Here is an 18,502-nt window from a genome sequence, read left to right as displayed (position 1 = left end):
CGGCGCGGCGGCGCGCGGCGAGGGCGTCGAGGTGGGCGTTCGCGGCGGCGTAGGCGCCCTGCCCGGCGCTGCCCCAGACGCCGGCATTGGAGGAGAAGAGGACGAAGGCGTCGAGGTCGTCGCCGAGCAGTGCGTCGAGGTGGTCGGCGCCGGTGGCCTTGGCGGCGAGGATTTCGGCGAACTCGGCGGGGCTGGTGCCGGCGATGGTCTGCGCTTGCGGCAGGCCGGCGGTGTGCACGACGGCCCGCACGTCCCCGAGGCTTTCGACGAGTGCGGCCACGGCGTCGCGGTCGGCGAGGTCACAGGCGGCGAAGGTGACGCGGGTGCCCAGTTCCGCTTCCAGTTCGGCGGCCCCCGGGGCATCGGCCCCGCGGCGGCTGACGAGGACGAGGTGCTCGGCGCCGGCCCGGGCGAGCCACCGGGCGACGTGCCGGCCGAGCGCGCCGGTGCCCCCGGTGACGAGCACGGTCCCCCGCGGGCGCCAGGTTCGGCCGGGTTCGACGCCGGGGGCGTGCGCGAGGCGGCGACCGAAGAGCCCGGAGGCGCGGAGGGCGACCTGGTCCTCGTGGTCGAGCCCGGCGAGCACGGCGGTCAACCGGCGGGCGGCGCGCCGGTCGAGGGTGGCGGGGAGGTCGACGAGACCGCCCCAGCGTTCGGGGTGTTCGAGGCCGGCGACCCGGCCGAGCGCCCAGACCTGCGCGGGATCGGCGGCGGGCGGCGTGTCGCCGGGCAGCGCGGCGACGGCGTGGCGGGTGAGCAGCCAGAGGGGTGCGGTGGTGTCGGCGAGAGCCTGGGTGAGGAGGAGGGTGGCGGGGGCATCGGGGAGCAGCGAGATGACACCGGCGATGGTGGGCAGGCGGGGCTCGGTGGCGGCTTCGGCAACCGCCGCAGGCTCGCGATCCCCGCGGACGGCTTGTGCCGCAGGGTCGGTGCCCGCGACCGCCACCTCGGCATCCACCGCAGGGTCGGTACCCGCGACCGCCATCTCGGCAACCGCCGCAGGGTCGGTGCCCACGACCGCCACCTCGGCAGCCGCCGCAGGGCCGCTACCTGCGGCCACCGCAGGGTCGGTGGCGAGTTCGCTCGCCAGCTCGGCGCCCGTGAGACCGTCGCTCGGCCACTCGAGCACCACCGGCTCCGCCCCGGCCGCGGCCAGGGCGTTCGTCACCTCGGCCGCGTCCGTTCCCGGCGGGGCGACCACCACCCACCGCCCGGACAGCGTCCCCGCCTCCGGTTCCGCCAGCGGCTTCCAGTCCACCCGGTACCGCCACGAGTCCACAGTGGACTTCTCCTGCCGCAGCCGCCGCCACTGGGCGAGGGCGGGCAGCAGCTCGGCGAACGACGTCTCCGCGGGCACTCCGAGCAACTCCGCCAGCGCACCGAGATCGCCGCCGTCGACCGCGGCCCAGAACCGGGCGTCCGCGGGGTCTCCGGCGACCGGCCGGTCCGGCACCTCCAGCCAGTACCGCTTGCGCTGGAACGCATAGGTCGGCAGGTCGACGATCCGGCCGTCCGGGAACGCGGGCGTCCAATCCACCGCCACCCCGCTCACGTGCGCCTCGGCCAGCGCCGTGTGGAACCGGGTCAACCCGCCGTCATCCCGCCGCAGCGAACCCAGCGCGACGACGTCGTCCCCGATCGCCATGGTCAGCACCGGATGCGGCGACGCCTCCACGAACGCGCCGAATCCCTCGCCCTTCAGCCGCTCGACCGCCACGTCCAGCCGGACGGTGGTGCGCAGGTTCGTGTACCAGTACTCCGCGTCCAACGCGGACCCGTCGATCCACTCACCGGTCACCGTGGAGAAGAACGCGGTCCCGCCCGCCCGCGGCGCGATCGGCGCCAAGACTTCGAGCAGCTCGGCACGCAGCTGCTCCACCTGCACCGAATGCGACGCGTAATCGACCGGCACCCGCTTCGCGCGCATGCCATCGGCCTCGCAACGCGCGATCAGCGAATCAAGATCCTCCGGGGCACCGGACACCACCACCGCGGACGGACCGTTCACCGCCGCGATCGACAACCCGTCCGAAAGCCGCGCTTCGACCGCGGGCAGGGGTGCCGCCACCGACACCATCCCGCCCCGCCCGGCCAACGCCAGCAGGGCCCGGCTGCGCAACGCAACCACGCGGGCACCGTCCGAAAGCGACAGTGCGCCGGACACGACCGCGGCCGCGATCTCGCCTTGCGAGTGCCCCACCACGGCATCGGGAACCACCCCGAACGACCGCCACAGCTCGGCCAGCGAAACCATCACCGCGAACAACGCGGGCTGCACCACATCGACCCGCGAAAGCGCAGCAGGATCGGCAAGGACATCCCGCAGCGACCAGTCCACGAAAGCCGACAAAGCGACCGCGCACTCGTCCAGCCGAGCCGCGAAGGCCGGGGACGACGAAGCCAGCTCCAGCGCCATCCCCGGCCACTGCGACCCCTGCCCCGGGAACACCAGAGCCACCTTGCCGCGGACCGCGGCCTCCCCGATCACCACCGCCGGGCTCGGCGAAGGCGCCGCGGAGGCCAGCGCGGCAAGACCCTCCGGGGAGGTGACCACCGCGCGGTGGCTCAGCAACGCCCGCGACCCGACCAGCGAGAACCCGACGTCGACCGGGTTTCGCTCCCAGGAAAGCAGCTCGGCGGCCTGGGCCCGCAACGCCTCCGGCGAACCCGCGGAAAGCACCCACGGCACCGGCCCGGACGCCTCCCGCGGCGGCAGCGGCGGCACCGGCGACACAACCGGCGCCTGCTCCAGGATCACGTGCGCGTTCGTCCCGCTGACCCCGAACGACGAGACGCCGATCCGCCGCGGCTGCCCGGTCTCCGGCCACGGCGTCGCCTCGGTGAGCAGCCGGACCGACCCGGCACTCCAGTCCACTTGGGACGAAGGCGCGTCGATGTGCAACGACCGCGGCAGCAGGCCCCGCCGCATGGCCTGGACGGACTTGATGATCCCGGCCACGCCCGCGGCGGCCTGGGTGTGCCCGAGGTTGGACTTGACCGACCCGAGCCACAGCGGCGTCGACCGGCCCTGGCCGTACGTCGACAGCAAGGCCTGGGCTTCGATCGGGTCGCCGAGCCGGGTGCCGGTGCCGTGCGCCTCCACCGCGTCGATGTCCGAAATGGACAGCGAGGCGTTCGCCAGCGCGGCCCGGATCACGCGTTGCTGCGACGGTCCGTTGGGCGCGGTCAGGCCGCTGCTCGCGCCGTCCTGGTTGACCGCCGAGCCGCGGACGACGGCGAGCACCGGGTGCCCGTGGCGGCGGGCGTCGGAAAGGCGTTCGACGAGCAGCATGCCCGCGCCTTCGCCCCAGCCGGTGCCGTCGGCGGCATCGGCGAACGGCTTGCACCGGCCGTCGGCGGCGAGGCCGCGCTGGCGGCTGAACGCGGTGAACGTGCCCGGGGTGGCCATCACCGTGACACCGCCGGCCAGGGCCAGCGTGCAGTCGCCGAGCCGGACGGCCTGGCAGGCCAGGTGCAGCGCCACGAGCGACGACGAGCAGGCCGTGTCGATCGTGACCGCGGGCCCCTCCAGGCCGAGCGTGTAGGCGATCCGGCCGGAGGCGACGCTGCCCGCGCTGCCGTTGCCGAGGAACGCCTCGAACTCCGCGTAGACGTCGGGGGCCAGCAGCAGCCGGGCCGCGTAGTCGGAGTACATCACCCCGGCGTAGACGCCGACCTTCTCACCGCGCACCGACGCCGGGTCGATGCCCGCCCGCTCCAGCACCTCCCACGACGTCTCCAGCAGCAGCCGCTGCTGCGGGTCCATGGCGAGCGCCTCACGCGGGGAAATGCCGAAGAACTCCGCGTCGAAGTCGGCCGCGTCGTGCAGGAACGCGCCTTCCCGGGTGTAGCTGGTGCCCGCGCTGCCGGGGTCGGCGTCGTAGAGGCGGGCCAGGTCCCAGCCGCGGTCGGCGGGGAACGCCCCGACCGCGTCCTCCCCCGCTTCGAGCAGGTCCCACAGCTGGTCCGGGGTGCGGACGCCGCCGGGGAACCGGCAGCTCATGCCGACGATGGCGACCGGCTCCTGCGCGCGGTCCTCGTTCTCCTTCAGCCGCCGCCGGGCTTCGCGCAGGTCGGCCGTGGCCCGCTTGAGGTAGTCCAGGAGCTTCTGTTCGTTCGACATTCAGGACATCCCCAGTTCGTCGTCGAGGAGGTCGAAGATCTCCTCGGCGGTGGCGTCGGCCAGTTCCGTGCCGGGTTCGTCCCGGCGGTCGTCGGTCGCGGTCCACCGGGCCAGCAGCCCGCGCAGGCGGTCGGTGACGCGGTCGCGGTCGCCGGCGGCGGGTTCGGCCGCGGCGAGCACCGCGGCCAGGCGGTCCAGTTCCGCGTGCACGGGCTGGGCGGCCTTCGCGCCGCCGGTGGGCAGTTCGGCGCACAGGTGCTTGGTGAGCGCGTCCGGGTTCGGGTAGTCGAAGATCAACGTGGCCGGCAGCCGCAGCCCGGTCGCCGCGGTGAGCCGGTTGCGCAGCTCCAGCGCGGTGAGCGAGTCGAAGCCGAGGTCGAGGAACCCGCGTCCGGCTTCGACGGCGTGGCCCGACGCGTAGCCGAGCACGGCTGCCACCTGGGCGCGCACGACCTCGTCGACGGCCCGGAGCTGCTCGGCCTCCGGCCGGCCGGCGAGCCGTTCGGCCAGCCCGGGCCCGGCCGGGACGCCGTCGCGCACGGCCCGCCGCGCCGGGGTCCGGACGAGGCCGCGCAGCAGCGCCGGGACCTCGGGCCGGGCCCGCCAGGCGGCCAGGTCCAGCGCGACCGGCATCAGCAGCGGCTCGCCGGTTCCCAGGGCGAGGTCGAACAGCCGCAGCGCGCGGTCCGTCGGCAGCGCGCGGACGCCGGAGCGGCCGAGCCGCGACACGTCGTCGTCGCCGAGGTGCGCGGTCAGGCCGCTGCGCGTCTCCCACAGGCCCCAGGCGAGCGAGGTCGCGGCCAGTCCCCGGCCGCGGCGGTGCTGGGCGAGGGCGTCGAGGTAGGCGTTGGCCGCGGAGTAGCCCGCCTGGCCCGCGCCGCCCATCGTCGTCGCGAAGGAGGAGAACAGGACGAACGCGTCGAGGTCGAGGTGCTCGGTGAGGTCGTGCAGGTGCCGGGCGGCGACGGCCTTGGGCCGCAGGACGGTGTCGAGCCGCTCGGGGGTCAGGGCTTCGAGGACGCCGTCGTCGAGCGCGCCCGCGGCGTGCACCACCGCGGTCAGCGGGTGCTCGGCGGGGATCTGCGCCAAGGCGGCTTCGAGGGCGGCCCGGTCGGCGACGTCGCAGGCGACGGCGGTGACGGACGCACCGGTCAGCTCGGTGGTGTCGGGCGCGCTGCGGCTGAGCAGCAGCAGGTGCCGGACACCGTGGACGGTGACCAGGTGCCGGGCCAGCAGGCCGCCGAGCACGCCGCTCGCGCCGGTGATCAGCACGGTCCCGTCCGGGTTCCACGCGTGCTCCCGCTGCGGCGCGGCGGCCCGCGCCAGCCGGGGCACGTGGAGTTCGCCGCCGCGCAGGGCCAGCTGGGGTTCGCCGGACGCGGCCGCCACTCCGGCCCAGGTGGCGAGGTTGTCGGTGGTGTCGACGTCGAGGAGGACGAACCGGTCCGGGTGCTCCGACTGCGCCGACCGCACCAGCCCCCAGACGGCCGCCGCGGCCGGGTCGGCGGGTGCTTCTCCCACGGCCGACTCGGTGACCAGCACCAGCCGCCCGTCTCCGGCGAGGAACTCCTGCAGGATCCCGAGCGCTTCGGCCGTCGAGTCGCCACGGCACTGCGTGTAGGCGACCGGTCCGGGCTCGCCCAGCGGCACCGCCGGCGCGGCCGGCTCGGCGGCCAGGGGCGGCCAGTTCAGGGTGAAGAGGGCGCTGTGGTCGGCGGCCGCCGCCAGCTGCCCGGCGGAAATCGGCCGCATGACGAGGGATTCGGCTTCGGCGACCGGTGCGCCGGTCTCGTCGGCGACGGCGACCGAGACGCCGTCCGCGCCGAGCGCCCCGAGCCGGACGCGCAGGGTGGTCGCGCCGGTCGCGTACAGCCGGACGCCGGTCCACGCGAACGGCAGCCGGGCGCCGGCCTGGGCGCTGGTCAGGCCGATCGGGTGCAGGGCCGCGTCGAGCAGGGCCGGGTGCAGCCCGTAGCGGGCGGCGTCCTGGTCGCCGGGGAGGGTGACCTCGGCGTAGAGGTCGTCGCCGTGGCGCCAGGCCGCGCGCAGGCCCTGGAACGCCGGGCCGTAGCGGTAGCCGCGGCCGGCGAGGGTGTCGTAGTGGCCGTCGACCGGCAGCGGTTCCGCACCCGGCGGCGGCCACGCGGTGAGGGCCGTGCCCGGCTCGGCGCCCGTGGTGAGGAACCCTTCGGCGTGCTGGGTCCAGTCGACGTCGTCGGAGGGTCGCGAGTGGACGGTCAGCGCGCGGCGGCCGTGTTCATCGGCGGCTTCGACCCGCACCTGGAGGGCGACGCCGCCGCGTTCCGGCAGGACCAGCGGGGCCTGCAGGGTGAGCTCTTCGACGGTCGCGCAGCCGACCTGGTCGCCCGCCTGCACGGCCAGCTCGACGAACGCGGTGCCCGGCAGCAGCACGGTGTCCCCGACGGCGTGGTCGGCCAGCCACGGGTGGCTGCGCCGGGAAAGCCGCCCGGTGAGCAGGGTGACGCCGGTGCCCGCGACGGTCACCGCGGCGCCGAGCAGCGGGTGCCCGGCGTCGGTGAGGCCGAGCCCGCCGGCGTCGCCCGTGGTGGTGGCCGTCCACTCTGGCCAGTACCGCTCCTGCTGGAACGGGTAGGTGGGGACGTCGGTGAGCCGGGCGCCGGGGAAGGCCGGGGTCCAGTCGACGGTGACGCCGTTGACGTGTGCCTCCGCCAACGCGGTGGAGAAGCGCGAGAGGCCGCCGTCGTCGCGGCGGAGCGAGCCGAGCGCGACGACGTCGTCGCCGAGCGCCATGGTCAGCACCGGGTGCGGGGACGCCTCCACGAACGTGCCGAACCCTTCGCGCTTGAGCCGTTCGATCGCGGTGTCGAGGCGGACCGTGGTGCGGAGGTTCGTGTACCAGTACTCGGCGTCGACCCGTTCGTTCCACTCGCCCGTCACGGTCGAGATGAAGGCGATCGCGCCCTCCTTGGGCGTGATCGGCGCCAGCACCTCGAGGAGTTCTTCCCGCAGCTGCTCCACCTGCGCCGAGTGCGACGCGTAGTCCACCGGGACCCGCTTGGCGCGGACTCCGTCGGCTTCACACGACGTGATCAGGTCGTCGAGGGCCTGCGGTGCGCCGGAAACCACGACCGCGGCCGGGCCGTTGACCGCCGCGATGGAGAGCCCGTCGGTCAGCCGCTCCTCGACCGCCTCCAGCGAAGCGGCCACCGAGACCATGCCGCCGCGACCGGCCAGGGCGAGGATCGCCTTGCTGCGCAACGCCACCACCCGAGCGCCGTCTTCGAGCGAGAGCGCGCCGGAGACCACCGCGGCCGCGATCTCGCCCTGCGAGTGCCCGACCACCGCGTCCGGCACCACCCCGAACGACCGCCACAACTCCGCCAGCGAAACCATCACCGCGAACAGCGCGGGCTGAACCACATCGACCCGGGTCAGCGCCTCCGCGTCGGCGAGGACGTCCCGGAGTTTCCAGTCCACAAAGGACTCGATCGCGGCCGCGCAGTCGTCGAGCCGGGCCGCGAACACCGGCGAGGACGCGGCCAGTTCGAGGGCCATGCCCGCCCACTGCGAACCCTGCCCCGGGAAGACCAGCGCCACCTTGCCGGGCGTCCCGGCGATCCCGGTGACCACGTCCGGCGCGGGCCTGCCTTCGGCGACGGCGGTCAGCGCGCCGGCGCCGAAAACCACCGCCCGGTAAGGGAACCGCGACCGGGCCGTCGCCAGCGAGAATCCGATGTCCGCCGGGTCGCCGTCCACCTCGGCCAGAGCGGCGGCCTGGTCGCGCAGGGCGGCCTCGGTCCGGCCGGCCAGCACCCACGGTACCGGCCCGGGCACCGGCTCGCGCTGCTCGACGACCGGGTCCGGCGCCTGCTCGAGGATGGTGTGCGCGTTGGTGCCCGAGATGCCGAACGACGACACGCCCGCCCGCCGCGGCCGGTCGGCGGTCCACGGCCGGGACTCGGTCAGCAGCTCGACGGCTCCGGCTTCCCAGTCCACATGAGACGAAGGCGCATCGACGTGCAGGGTCTGCGGCAGGACGCCGTGGCGCATCGCCATGACCATCTTGATCACGCCCGCGACCCCGGCCGCGGCCTGGGTGTGCCCGAGGTTCGACTTGACCGACCCCAGCCACAGCGGCGTTTCCCGCGACCGGCCGTAGGTCGCCAGCAGCGCCTGAGCCTCGATGGGATCACCCAGGGTCGTTCCGGTGCCGTGCGCTTCCACAGCGTCCACTTCGGACGTCGAAAGCCCGGCGTCGGCGAGGGCGGCCCGGATCACACGTTGCTGCGACGGGCCGTTCGGAGCGGTCAGGCCGTTCGAGGCGCCGTCCGAGTTCACCGCCGATCCCCGCACGACGGCGAGGACGCGGCGGCCTTCGCGCAGCGCGTCGGACAGCGGCTGCACCAGCAGCATGCCCGCGCCTTCGGAGAACCCGGCGCCGTCGGCCGCCTCGGCGAACGCCTTGCAGCGGCCGTCCGCGGCGAGGCCGCGCTGGAGGCTGAAGTCGACGAACATGCCCGGCGTCGCCATCACGGTCGCCCCGCCGGCCAGCGCCATCGTGCACTCGCCGCGCCGCAGCGCCTGCACTGCCAGGTGCAGCGCCACCAGCGACGACGAACACGCCGTGTCCACGGTCAGCGACGGCCCTTCCAGGCCGAACACGTAGGACAGCCGTCCGGAGACGACGCTGGCCGCGTTGCCGACCCCGGCGTGGCCTTCCAGGGACTCCGTCGACCGCTCCAGCAGCGCCGGGTAGTCCTGGCCGTTGGTGCCCGCGAACACGCCGATCCGCTTGCCGCGCACCGAAAGCGGGTCGAGCCCGGCGCGTTCGAAGGCTTCCCAGGACGTCTGCAGCAGGAGCCGCTGCTGCGGGTCCATGGCCAGGGCCTCCCGCGGCGAGATGCCGAAGAAGCCGGGGTCGAAGCGGGTGGTGTCGGCGAGGAAACCGCCCTCGCGGGCGTAGCTCTTGCCGGTGACGCCGGGTTCGGGGTCGTAGATCTCGTCGAGGTCCCAGCCGCGGTCGGCGGGGAACGGCGTGATGCCGTCGCCGCCCGCGGCGACCAGCCGCCAGAGGTCCTCGGGCGAGCGGACGCCGCCGGGGAACCGGCAGCCGATGCCGACGATGGCGATCGGCTCGTCCGTGCCCGTGGCGGCCGGGGCCTGCTCGGTGGTCTCGCCGCCGCTGCCCAGCAACTCGCCGAGGAACCCGGCGAGCGCGGTGACCGTCGGGTGGTCGAAGACCAGGGTCGCGGGCAGCCGCAGGCCGGTCGCGGTGGCCAGCCGGGTGCGCAGCTCGACCGCGGTCAGCGAGTCGAAGCCGAGTTCGGAGAAGGCACGGCCGACGTCGACCGCGGCCGGGCCGGCGTGGCCGAGCACGGCCGCGGCCTGCGCGCGGACGAGGTCGGTCAGTACGCGGTGGGCGTCCGGCGCGCTCAACCCGGCGAGCTGCGCGGCGAAGCCGGACGGGGCCGAGGCCGTCTCTTCGGTGGCTTCCGGGATCTCGGCGAGCAGCGGCCGGGGCCGGGCGGCGGTGAAGGCCGGCGCGAACCGCGTCCAGTCGACGTCGGCGACGAGCACGGTGGTGTCGTCGTGGTCCAGGGCCCGGCCGAGCGCGGTCAGCGCGAGCTCGGGGTCGAGCGGCGGGACGCCCTCGGCCGTCAGCCGGGCGCGGTCGACGCCCTCGTCGGCGTCCCAGACACCCCAGGCGATCGAGGTGGCGGTCTCGCCGCGGGCCCGGCGGCGCTCGGCGAGCGCGTCGAGGTGGGCGTTGGCCGCCGCGTGGGCGCCGTGGGCGCCGCTGCCGACGACCGCGGCGATGGAGGAGAACAGCACGAAGGCGTCGAGACCGTCCGGCAGCAGCGCGTCGAGGTGGTCGGCGGCGTCCGCCTTCACGCGGCAGGCCCGGTCCAGCAGGTCCGGGCCGGTCTCGGCGAGGGGCGCCAGGTCCGTGACGGCGGCCGCGTGGAACACCGACCGCACCGGCCCGTGGGCGGCGAGGACCGCGGCCAGCTGGTCGCGGTCGGCGACGTCGCAGGGTGCCTCGATCACGCCGTGTTCGCGCAGGTCACCGGCATCGGGGAAGGCCGCCGCGGCGAGCACGATCCGGGTGGCGCCCCGGGTGATCAGCCAGCGGGCGAGCCGGACGGCCGCGTGGCCGTCGGCGTCGGTGACGAGCACCGTGCCCTCGGGCCGCCAGCGGCGGGCGGGTTCGCCCTTGTCGGCGTGGACGAGCCGCCGGGCGAAGACGCCGGAAGCACGCACGGCCACCTGGTCTTCGCCGGTGGTCCCGGCCAGCACGGCGGCCAGCCGGGCGCTCGTGGATTCGTCGAGGGCGGGCGGCAGGTCGACCAGACCACCCCAGCGGGTGGGGTGTTCGAGCCCGGCGACGCGGCCGAGGCCCCAGACCCGGGCCTGCGCGGGGTCGGGGGCGCGGTCGTCGGGGGCGGTGGCCACGGCCCCTTCGGTGAGGAGCCAGAGCGGGGCGTCGAGCCGGGTCAGCTCGAGAGCGGTCGCAGCGTCCGGACGGACGGCCACGACGCCGGCCAGGTCACGGTCGTCCTCGACGAGCTCGGCGCCGTGGGCGGCCAGCACTTCCCGGACGTCGTCGCCCTCTCCGACGACTTGCCAGCGACCGGACAGCCGGGCCGCCGTCGTGGTGACGGGCCGCCAGGCGATCCGGTAGCGCCAGGAGTCCGAAGTGGACTCGTCACGGCGGCGGCCACGCCACTTCGCCAGTGCGGGCAGGACGGCGTCGAGCGGGGCGTCTTCGGCGAGGTCGAGGGCCCCGGCGAACGCCGGGACGTCCTGGTCGGCGACGACGTCCCAGAAGCGCTGGTCGGCCTGGACGGGCTCGGCCTCCGGGACGTCGAGCCAGTACCGCTCGCGCTGGAAGGCGTAGGTGGGCAGGTCGGCCGGGCGGGCATCGCCGAAGGCCGGGGTCCAGTCGACGGCGACCCCGTTGACGTGCGCTTCGGCCAGGGCGGTGTGGAAGCGGGTGAGGCCGCCGTCGTCGCGGCGCAGGCTGCCCAGAGCGACGACGTCGTCGCCGAGGGCCATGGTCAGCACCGGGTGCGGCGAGGCCTCGATGAACGTGCCGAAACCTTCGCTCTTCAGGCGCTCGATCGCGGTGTCCAGGCGGACCGGGCTGCGGAGGTTGGTGTACCAGTATTCGGCGTCGAGGACTTCGTTCCGTTCGCCGGTGACCGTCGAGACGAAGGCGGTCTCGCCCGGGCGGGGCGTGATCGGGGCCAGGACGTCGAGGAGTTCGTCGCGCAGCTGCTCCACCTGCGGCGAGTGCGAGGCGTAGTCCACCGGGACGCGCTTGATCCGGATGCCGTCCGCGCGGCACGCCGCCACGAACTCGTCCAGGGCTCCGGGCGCACCCGACACCACCACGGCGGCGGGGCCGTTGACGGCGGCGAGCGAGATGCCGTCGGTCAGCCGTTGTTCGACGGTCTCGCGGGCGGCCGCGACGGAGACCATCCCGCCCCCGCCGGCCAGCGCCAGGATCGCCTTGCTGCGCAGGGCAACCACGCGAGCACCGTCCTCCAGGGACAGCGCCCCCGAGACCACGGCGGCGGCGATCTCGCCCTGCGAGTGCCCGACGACCGCGTCCGGGACCACGCCGAACGACCGCCACAGCTGCGCGAGAGACACCATCACGGCGAACAATGCGGGCTGAACCACGTCGACCCGGCTCAACGCCGCCGCGTCGGCGAGGGCATCGCGCAGCGTCCAGTCCACAAAGGATTCGAGAGCCGCGCCGCATTCGTCGAGCCGGGCCGCGAACACCGGCGACGACGCCGCGAGTTCGAGGGCCATCCCCGCCCACTGGGCACCCTGGCCCGGGAAGACGAGCGCCACCTTGCCCGGCGCAGCCGCCTCGCCGGTGACGACGTTCGGCGCCGGAGTGCCCTCGGCGAGCGCTGCGAGCCCGCCGAGGAGATCGTCGCCGACCACGACCGCGCGGTGCCGGAACAGTGACCGCGCCGACACGAGCGCCGCCCCCACCTCCGCGGCCGGATGTTCGGCCTGGCCGAGCAACGCGGCCGCCTGGGCGCGCAGCGCGTCGGCGGTCCGGCCGGACAGCACCCAGGGCACGACACCGTCCACAAGGGACTCGGCTACGGCCTCGGGGACGTGCTCCAGCACCGCGTGCGCGTTCGTGCCGCTGACCCCGAACGAGGACACCGCGGCGCGGCGCGGCCGGTCTCCGGACGGCCAGTCCCGGGCCTCCGTCAGCAGCTCCACCGCGCCCGCCGACCAGTCCACGTGCGACGACGGCGCGTCGACGTGCAGCGTCTGCGGCAGCACGCCGTGCCGCATCGCCATGACCATCTTGATCACGCCGCCGACCCCGGCCGCCGCCTGGGTGTGGCCGATGTTCGACTTCAGCGAGCCCAGCCACAGGGGCGTTTCCCGCTCCTGGCCGTACGTTTCCAGCAGCGCCTGCGCCTCGATCGGGTCACCCAGCGTGGTCCCGGTGCCGTGCGCTTCGACGGCGTCCACTTCGGACGGCGAGAGGTCCGCGTTGGCGAGGGCCTGGCGGATCACCCGCTGCTGGGCCGGGCCGTTGGGTGCGGTGAGGCCGTTGGACGCGCCGTCGGAGTTGACCGCCGTCCCGCGGACCACCGCGAGCACCGGGTGGCCGTTGCGGCGGGCGTCGGACAGCCGCTCCACCAGCAGGAGACCGGCGCCTTCGCCCCAGCCGGTGCCGTCGGCCGCGTCCGCGAACGACTTGCACCGGCCGTCGGCCGCGAGCCCGCGCTGCCGGCTGAACTCCACGAACAGCGCGGGCGTCGACAGGACCGTGACCCCGCCGGCCAGCGCCAGGTCGCACTCGCCCTGCCGCAGCGACTGGCACGCCAGGTGCAGCGCCACCAGGGACGACGAACACGCCGTGTCCACCGTGATCGCCGGGCCTTCGAGACCGAACGCGTACGCGATCCGGCCCGAGGCGACACTGCCGGCGCTGCCGTTGCCGAGGTAGCCTTCGTAGCCCTCCAGTCCACTTCGGACGTTCTGCAGGCGGGTCGCGTAGTCCTGGTACATCACGCCCGCGAACACCCCGGTCCGGCTGCCGCGCACCGCGTCCGGCACGATCCCGGCGCGCTCGAACGCCTCCCACGCGACTTCCAGCAACAGTCGCTGCTGCGGGTCGGTCGCGGTCGCTTCACGCGGCGACATGCCGAAGAACTCGGCGTCGAATTCCGCTGCGTCGTAGAGGAAACCACCTTCGCGGACGTACGAAGTCCCGCTGTGAGCCGGGTCGTCGTCGAAGAGCTCGGGCCAGCCCCGGTCGGCGGGGAACGCCGAGACGGCGTCGCGGCCCTCGGCGACCAGCCGCCAGAGGTCGTCCGGGGACGCGATCCCGCCCGGGTAGCGGCAGCTCATCGCGACGATCGCGATCGCGTCGCCGTCGTCGGCGGTCCGCGCGACGGCGGTCCGTTCGGTCCGCCCGGCCAGGTGGGCGGCGAGCACGGCCGGCGTCGGGTGGTCGAACACCAGGGTCGCGGGCAGCCGCAGGCCGGTGGCCGCGGCGAGCCGGTTGCGCAGGTCCACCGCGGTGAGGGAGTCGAACCCGAGGTCCTTGAAGGCGCGGCCGGGGTCGATCGCGCGCGCCGACGCGTGCCCGAGCACGGCGGCGACGTGCGTCCGGACCAGGTCGAGCAGCGCCTCTTCGGAGAGCTCACCGAGGTGGCCTCCGGTCGCGGCGGTGCGCCGGGCCGACGGCGGGAAGAGCCCCCGGAACAGCGGCGAGACGGTGCCGTCGGCGGCCTGGCGGCGCAACGCGGCGGCGTCGAGCGCGATCGGGACGAGCGCGGCCGGGCCCGCGGTCACGGCCCGGTCGAACAGCGCGAGGCCCTGCGCGGAGTCCAGTGGACGCACGCCCGAGCGGCCCAGCCGGTCTCGCGCGCGGTCGTCGAGGTGCCCGGTCATCCCGCTGGCCTCGGCCCACAGGCCCCACGCGAGCGACACGGCGGGGCGGCCGGCCGCGCGCCGCCGCTGGGCGAGGGCGTCCAGGTAGGCGTTGGCGGCGGCGTAGTTGCCCTGGCCGCTGCCGCCGGTCGTCCCGGCGGCGGCGGAGAACAGCACGAACGCGGCGAGGCCGGTGGTCAGTTCGTCGAGGTTGCGGGCGGCTTCGGCCTTCGGGCGCAGGACGGCGTCCAGCCGATCCGGGGTGAGGGCTTCGACGACGCCGTCGTCGAGCACCCCCGAGGCGTGCACGACGGCGGTGATCCGGTGCGCGGCCAGGACTTCGGCGAGCCGGTCGCGGTCCGCGGCGTCACAGGCGGCGAAGACGGCGTCCGGCAGGTCCGCGGCGAGTTCGGCGGCGCCGGGCGCGTCCGCGCCGCGGCGGCTGAGCAGCACCAGCCGCCGGACGCCGTGCTGCCGCGCGAGGTGCCGGGCGACGAGCCCGCCGAGCACCCCCGAGGCACCGGTCACCAGGACGGCGCCGTCACCCCAGTCCGGCGTCGTCCCGGTGGCGGTGACACGGGCGAGGCGCGGCACAAAGGACTGTCCACTGCGGACGGCCGTCTGCGGCTCGGCCGGGACGACCGGGTGCTCCGGATCGTCGGTGTCCAGCAGCGCGAACCGCCCCGGGTGTTCCGACTGGGCCGATCGCACCAGGCCCCACGCGGCGGCGAGGTCCGGGTCCGGCGACTCGCCGTCGTGCACGGCGACGGCCCCGGTGGTCACGAAGACGAGCGTTTCGGGGCGCTCGGCGGCGAGCCAGTCCTGGACGAGCCCGAGCACGCGGTGGACCGGCGCCCCCGTCAGCGATTCGAAGACGGCGTCGGCCCCGGTGGGTTCGGCCGGGCTCTCGGTCCAGTCCACTCGGTACAGATCGTCGGCGCGGTCCAGACCGCCGGCGGGCAGCGGCCGGAGGACGAGGGAGTCCGCCGTCGCGACCGGGGCGCCCGACGGGTCGGCGACCTCGACCCTGACCTCGTCCGCGCCGCGGCGGGTGAGCCGGACGCGCAGCGCGGACGCGCCGGTGGCGTGCAGCGTCACCCCGGTCCAGGCGAACGGCAGCCGGGGCTGTTCATCCTCTGTGGACACTGCCAGGGCGAGCGGGTGCAGGGCCGTGTCGAGCAGGGCCGGGTGCAGGCCGAACCGGGCCGCGTCCGCCGGCTCGGGCAGCTCGACCTCGGCGAAGATCTCCTCGCCGCGGCGCCACGCCGAACGCAGGCCCTGGAACGCGGGCCCGTAGCCGTAGCCGGCCGCCGCGCGCAGGCCGTCGTAAAAGCCGTCGAAGTCGATCCTGGCCGCACCCTCGGGCGGCCAGGAGTCCAAAGTGAACCCGGGTGCCCGGTTGCCCGGGGCGAGCACGCCGGTGGCGTGCCGGGTCCAGGGTTCGTCCTCGTCCCGCCGCGAATGGATCTCGACGGCGCGCCGGCCGGATTCGTCGGCGGCGGCCACCCAGACCTGCAGCGTGCGGGCGCTCGGCAGGGTCAGCGGGGTTTCGAGGGTGAGTTCTTCGACCGTGCCGCAGCCCGTGCGGTCGCCCGCCTGGATCGCGAGTTCGACGAACGCGGTGCCGGGGACCAGGATCGTGTCGTGCACGGCGTGGTCGGCGAGCCACGGCTGCGCCTGCGGCGAGACGCGGCCGGTGAGGACCAGGCCGTCGCCCGCGGCCAGCGCGACGGCCGCGCCGAGCAGCGGGTGCCCGGTGGCGTTCAGGCCGAGTGCGCCCGCGTCACCCGGGTCCGCGACGACCGCGGGCCAGAACCGTTCCCGCTGGAAGGCGTAGGTGGGCAGGTCGGTCGTGCGGGCGCCGGGGAAGGCCGGGGTCCAGTCGACGGCGACCCCGCGGACGTGCGCCTCGGCCAGCGCGGTGTGGAACCGCGTCAGGCTGCCGTCGTCGCGGCGCAAGGAGCCCAGCGACAGGACGTCGTCGCCGATCGCCATGGTCAGCACCGGATGCGGCGACGCTTCGACGAACGTGCCGAACCCTTCCCGCTTCAAACGTTCGATCGCGGTGTCCAGGCGAACGGTGCTGCGCAGGTTGGTGTACCAGTATTCGGCGTCGACCCGTTCGTTCCACTCGCCGGTCACCGTCGAGATGAACGCCGTGTCGCCCGTGCGGGGTACGATCGGCGCGAGCACTTGCAGGAGCTCGTCCCGCAGCTGCTCGACCTGCGCCGAGTGGGAGGCGTAGTCGACCGGTACCCGCTTCGCGCGGATCCCGTCGGCTTCGCAGGATGCGATGAGCTCGTCGAGGGCGTCCGGCGCACCGGACACCACGACGGCGGCCGGACCGTTCACCGCGGCGACCGACAAGCCCTCGGTCAGCCGCGCTTCGACGGTCTCGAGCGGCGCGGCGACCGAGACCATCCCGCCGCGCCCGGCCAGCGCCAGGATCGCCTTGCTTCGCAGGGCCACCACGCGAGCACCGTCCTCCAGGGACAGTGCCCCCGAGACCACGGCGGCGGCGATCTCCCCCTGCGAGTGCCCGACCACCGCGTCCGGCACCACCCCGAACGACCGCCACAACTCCGCCAGCGACACCATCACGGCGAACAGCGCGGGCTGAACCACGTCGACCCGGGTCAGCGCGTCGGCGTCGGCCAGGACTTCACGCAGCGACCAGTCCACAAAGGACGTCAGTGCGGCGCCGCATTCGTCCAGGCGCGCGGCGAACACCGGCGACGATTCCGCGAGTTCGAGGGCCATCCCGGCCCACTGCGAACCCTGCCCCGGGAAGACCAGCGCCACCTTGCCCGGCGCGCCGGCTTCCCCCGTGACGACGTTCGCCGCCGGCGTACCCTCGGCGAGCGCTTTGAGGCCGGCGGCGAGATCGCCGACCACGACCGCGCGGTGCGGGAACGCCGTCCGGGTGGTGACCAGCGAAAACCCGATGTCCACAGCGGACGCTTCCGAGCTGGCGAGGGCGGCGGCCTGTGCCTTGAGCGCCTCGGGGGTCCGCGCGGACAGCACCCACGGCACCGGGCCGTTCTCTTCTGCCGACACCGGTTCCCCGGCGTCCGGCGCGGCTTCGAGGATGGCGTGGGCGTTGGTGCCGCTCATGCCGAACGCGGACACGCCCGCGCGGCGCGGTTCGCCGGTCTCCGGCCACGGCCGGGCGCCGGTGAGCAGCCGGACCCCGCCGGACGCCCAGTCGACGTGCGACGTCGGGGCGTCGACGTGCAGGGTCCGCGGCAGGACGCCGTGCCGCATGGCCATCACCATCTTGATCACCCCGGCGACCCCGGCGGCGCCCTGGGTGTGCCCGATGTTCGACTTCAGCGAGCCGAGGAACAGCGGGTCGTCGCCGGTGCGGGCGCGGCCGTAGGTGGCCAGCAGTGCCTGGGCTTCGATCGGGTCGCCGAGGGTGGTGCCGGTGCCGTGCGCCTCGACCGCGTCGACCTGCTTCGCCGACAGCCGCGCGTTGGCCAGGGCCTCGGCGATCACGCGTTCCTGCGCGGGACCGTTGGGCGCGGTCAGGCCGTTGGAGGCGCCGTCGGAGTTGATCGCCGAGCCGCGGACGACGGCGAGCACGGGGTGGCCGTGGCGCCGGGCGTCGGACAGGCGTTCCAGCACCAGCATCCCGGCGCCTTCGCCCCAGCCCGTGCCGTCGGCGGCGTCGGCGAAGGACTTGCAGCGGCCATCGGGGGCGAGGCCGCGCTGGCGGCTGAAGGCGACGAAGGCCGCCGGAGTGGACAGCACGGTGACACCGCCAGCGAGGGCGAGCGAGCACTCGCGGCGTCGCAGCGCGTGGCACGCCCAGTGCAGCGCGACCAGCGAAGACGAGCAGGCGGTGTCGACCGTGACGGCGGAGCCGCCGAGGCCGAGGAAGTAGGCCAGCCGGCCCGAGACGACGGCGGTCGCGGTGCCGGTGAGCAGGTGCCCTTCGAGGCTTTCGCCGGCGCCGCGCATGAGGTTCGCGTAGTCCTGGCCGGTGTTGCCGACGAAGACGCCGGTCTGCGAGCCGGCCAGCGAAGCCGGGTCGATGCGCGCGCGTTCGATGGCTTCCCAGGTCGTTTCCAGCAGCAGCCGCTGCTGGGGGTCCATGGCGAGGGCTTCGCGCGGGGAGATGCCGAAGAAGGCCGCGTCGAAGTCGGCGACGTCGTGCAGGAAGCCGCCGGACGCGGTGTGGGAGGTGCCGGGGCGGTCGGGATCGGGGTCGCGGAGCGCGTCGAGGTCCCAGCCGCGGTTTTCCGGGAACCCGCTGATGGCGTCGGTGCCGCTTTCGACCAGGTCCCACAGCTGTTCGGGGCTGCGGACACCACCGGGCAGCCGGCACCCCATGCCGACGATCGCGATCGGCTCCTGCTCGGCTTCTTCGACGGCCTGCAGCCGCTGGCGCGTCTGGTGCAGATTGGTCGTGACCCACCTGAGGTGCTCGCGCAGCGTCTCCTCGTCGGCCATGTCAGTGCCACCAGCCTTTTCTCA

Annotated in this window: 2 protein-coding genes (1 of these 2 only partly in view); both read right to left on the bottom strand. The window is 74.9% G+C overall.

Annotation, left to right across the window (positions count from 1 at the left end):
* On the bottom strand, window positions 1–4,123 hold the start of the coding sequence (locus ABZW17_RS39955; RefSeq protein WP_354826099.1) for a type I polyketide synthase. It extends 11,249 nt beyond the left edge of the window; 4,123 of the gene's 15,372 nt are visible here — the first part of the coding sequence; the start codon lies at window positions 4,121–4,123; its stop codon lies beyond the left edge, outside the window.
* On the bottom strand, window positions 4,124–18,478 hold the full coding sequence (locus ABZW17_RS39950; RefSeq protein ID WP_354826097.1) for an SDR family NAD(P)-dependent oxidoreductase: 14,355 nt from the start codon (window positions 18,476–18,478) through the stop codon (window positions 4,124–4,126).
* Window positions 18,479–18,502: the final 24 nt, after the last annotated feature.

The organism is Amycolatopsis sp. NPDC004625 (assembly GCF_040609695.1).
Lineage (GTDB): Bacteria > Actinomycetota > Actinomycetes > Mycobacteriales > Pseudonocardiaceae > Amycolatopsis.
This window is presented reverse-complemented; position numbering and strand designations above follow the sequence as displayed.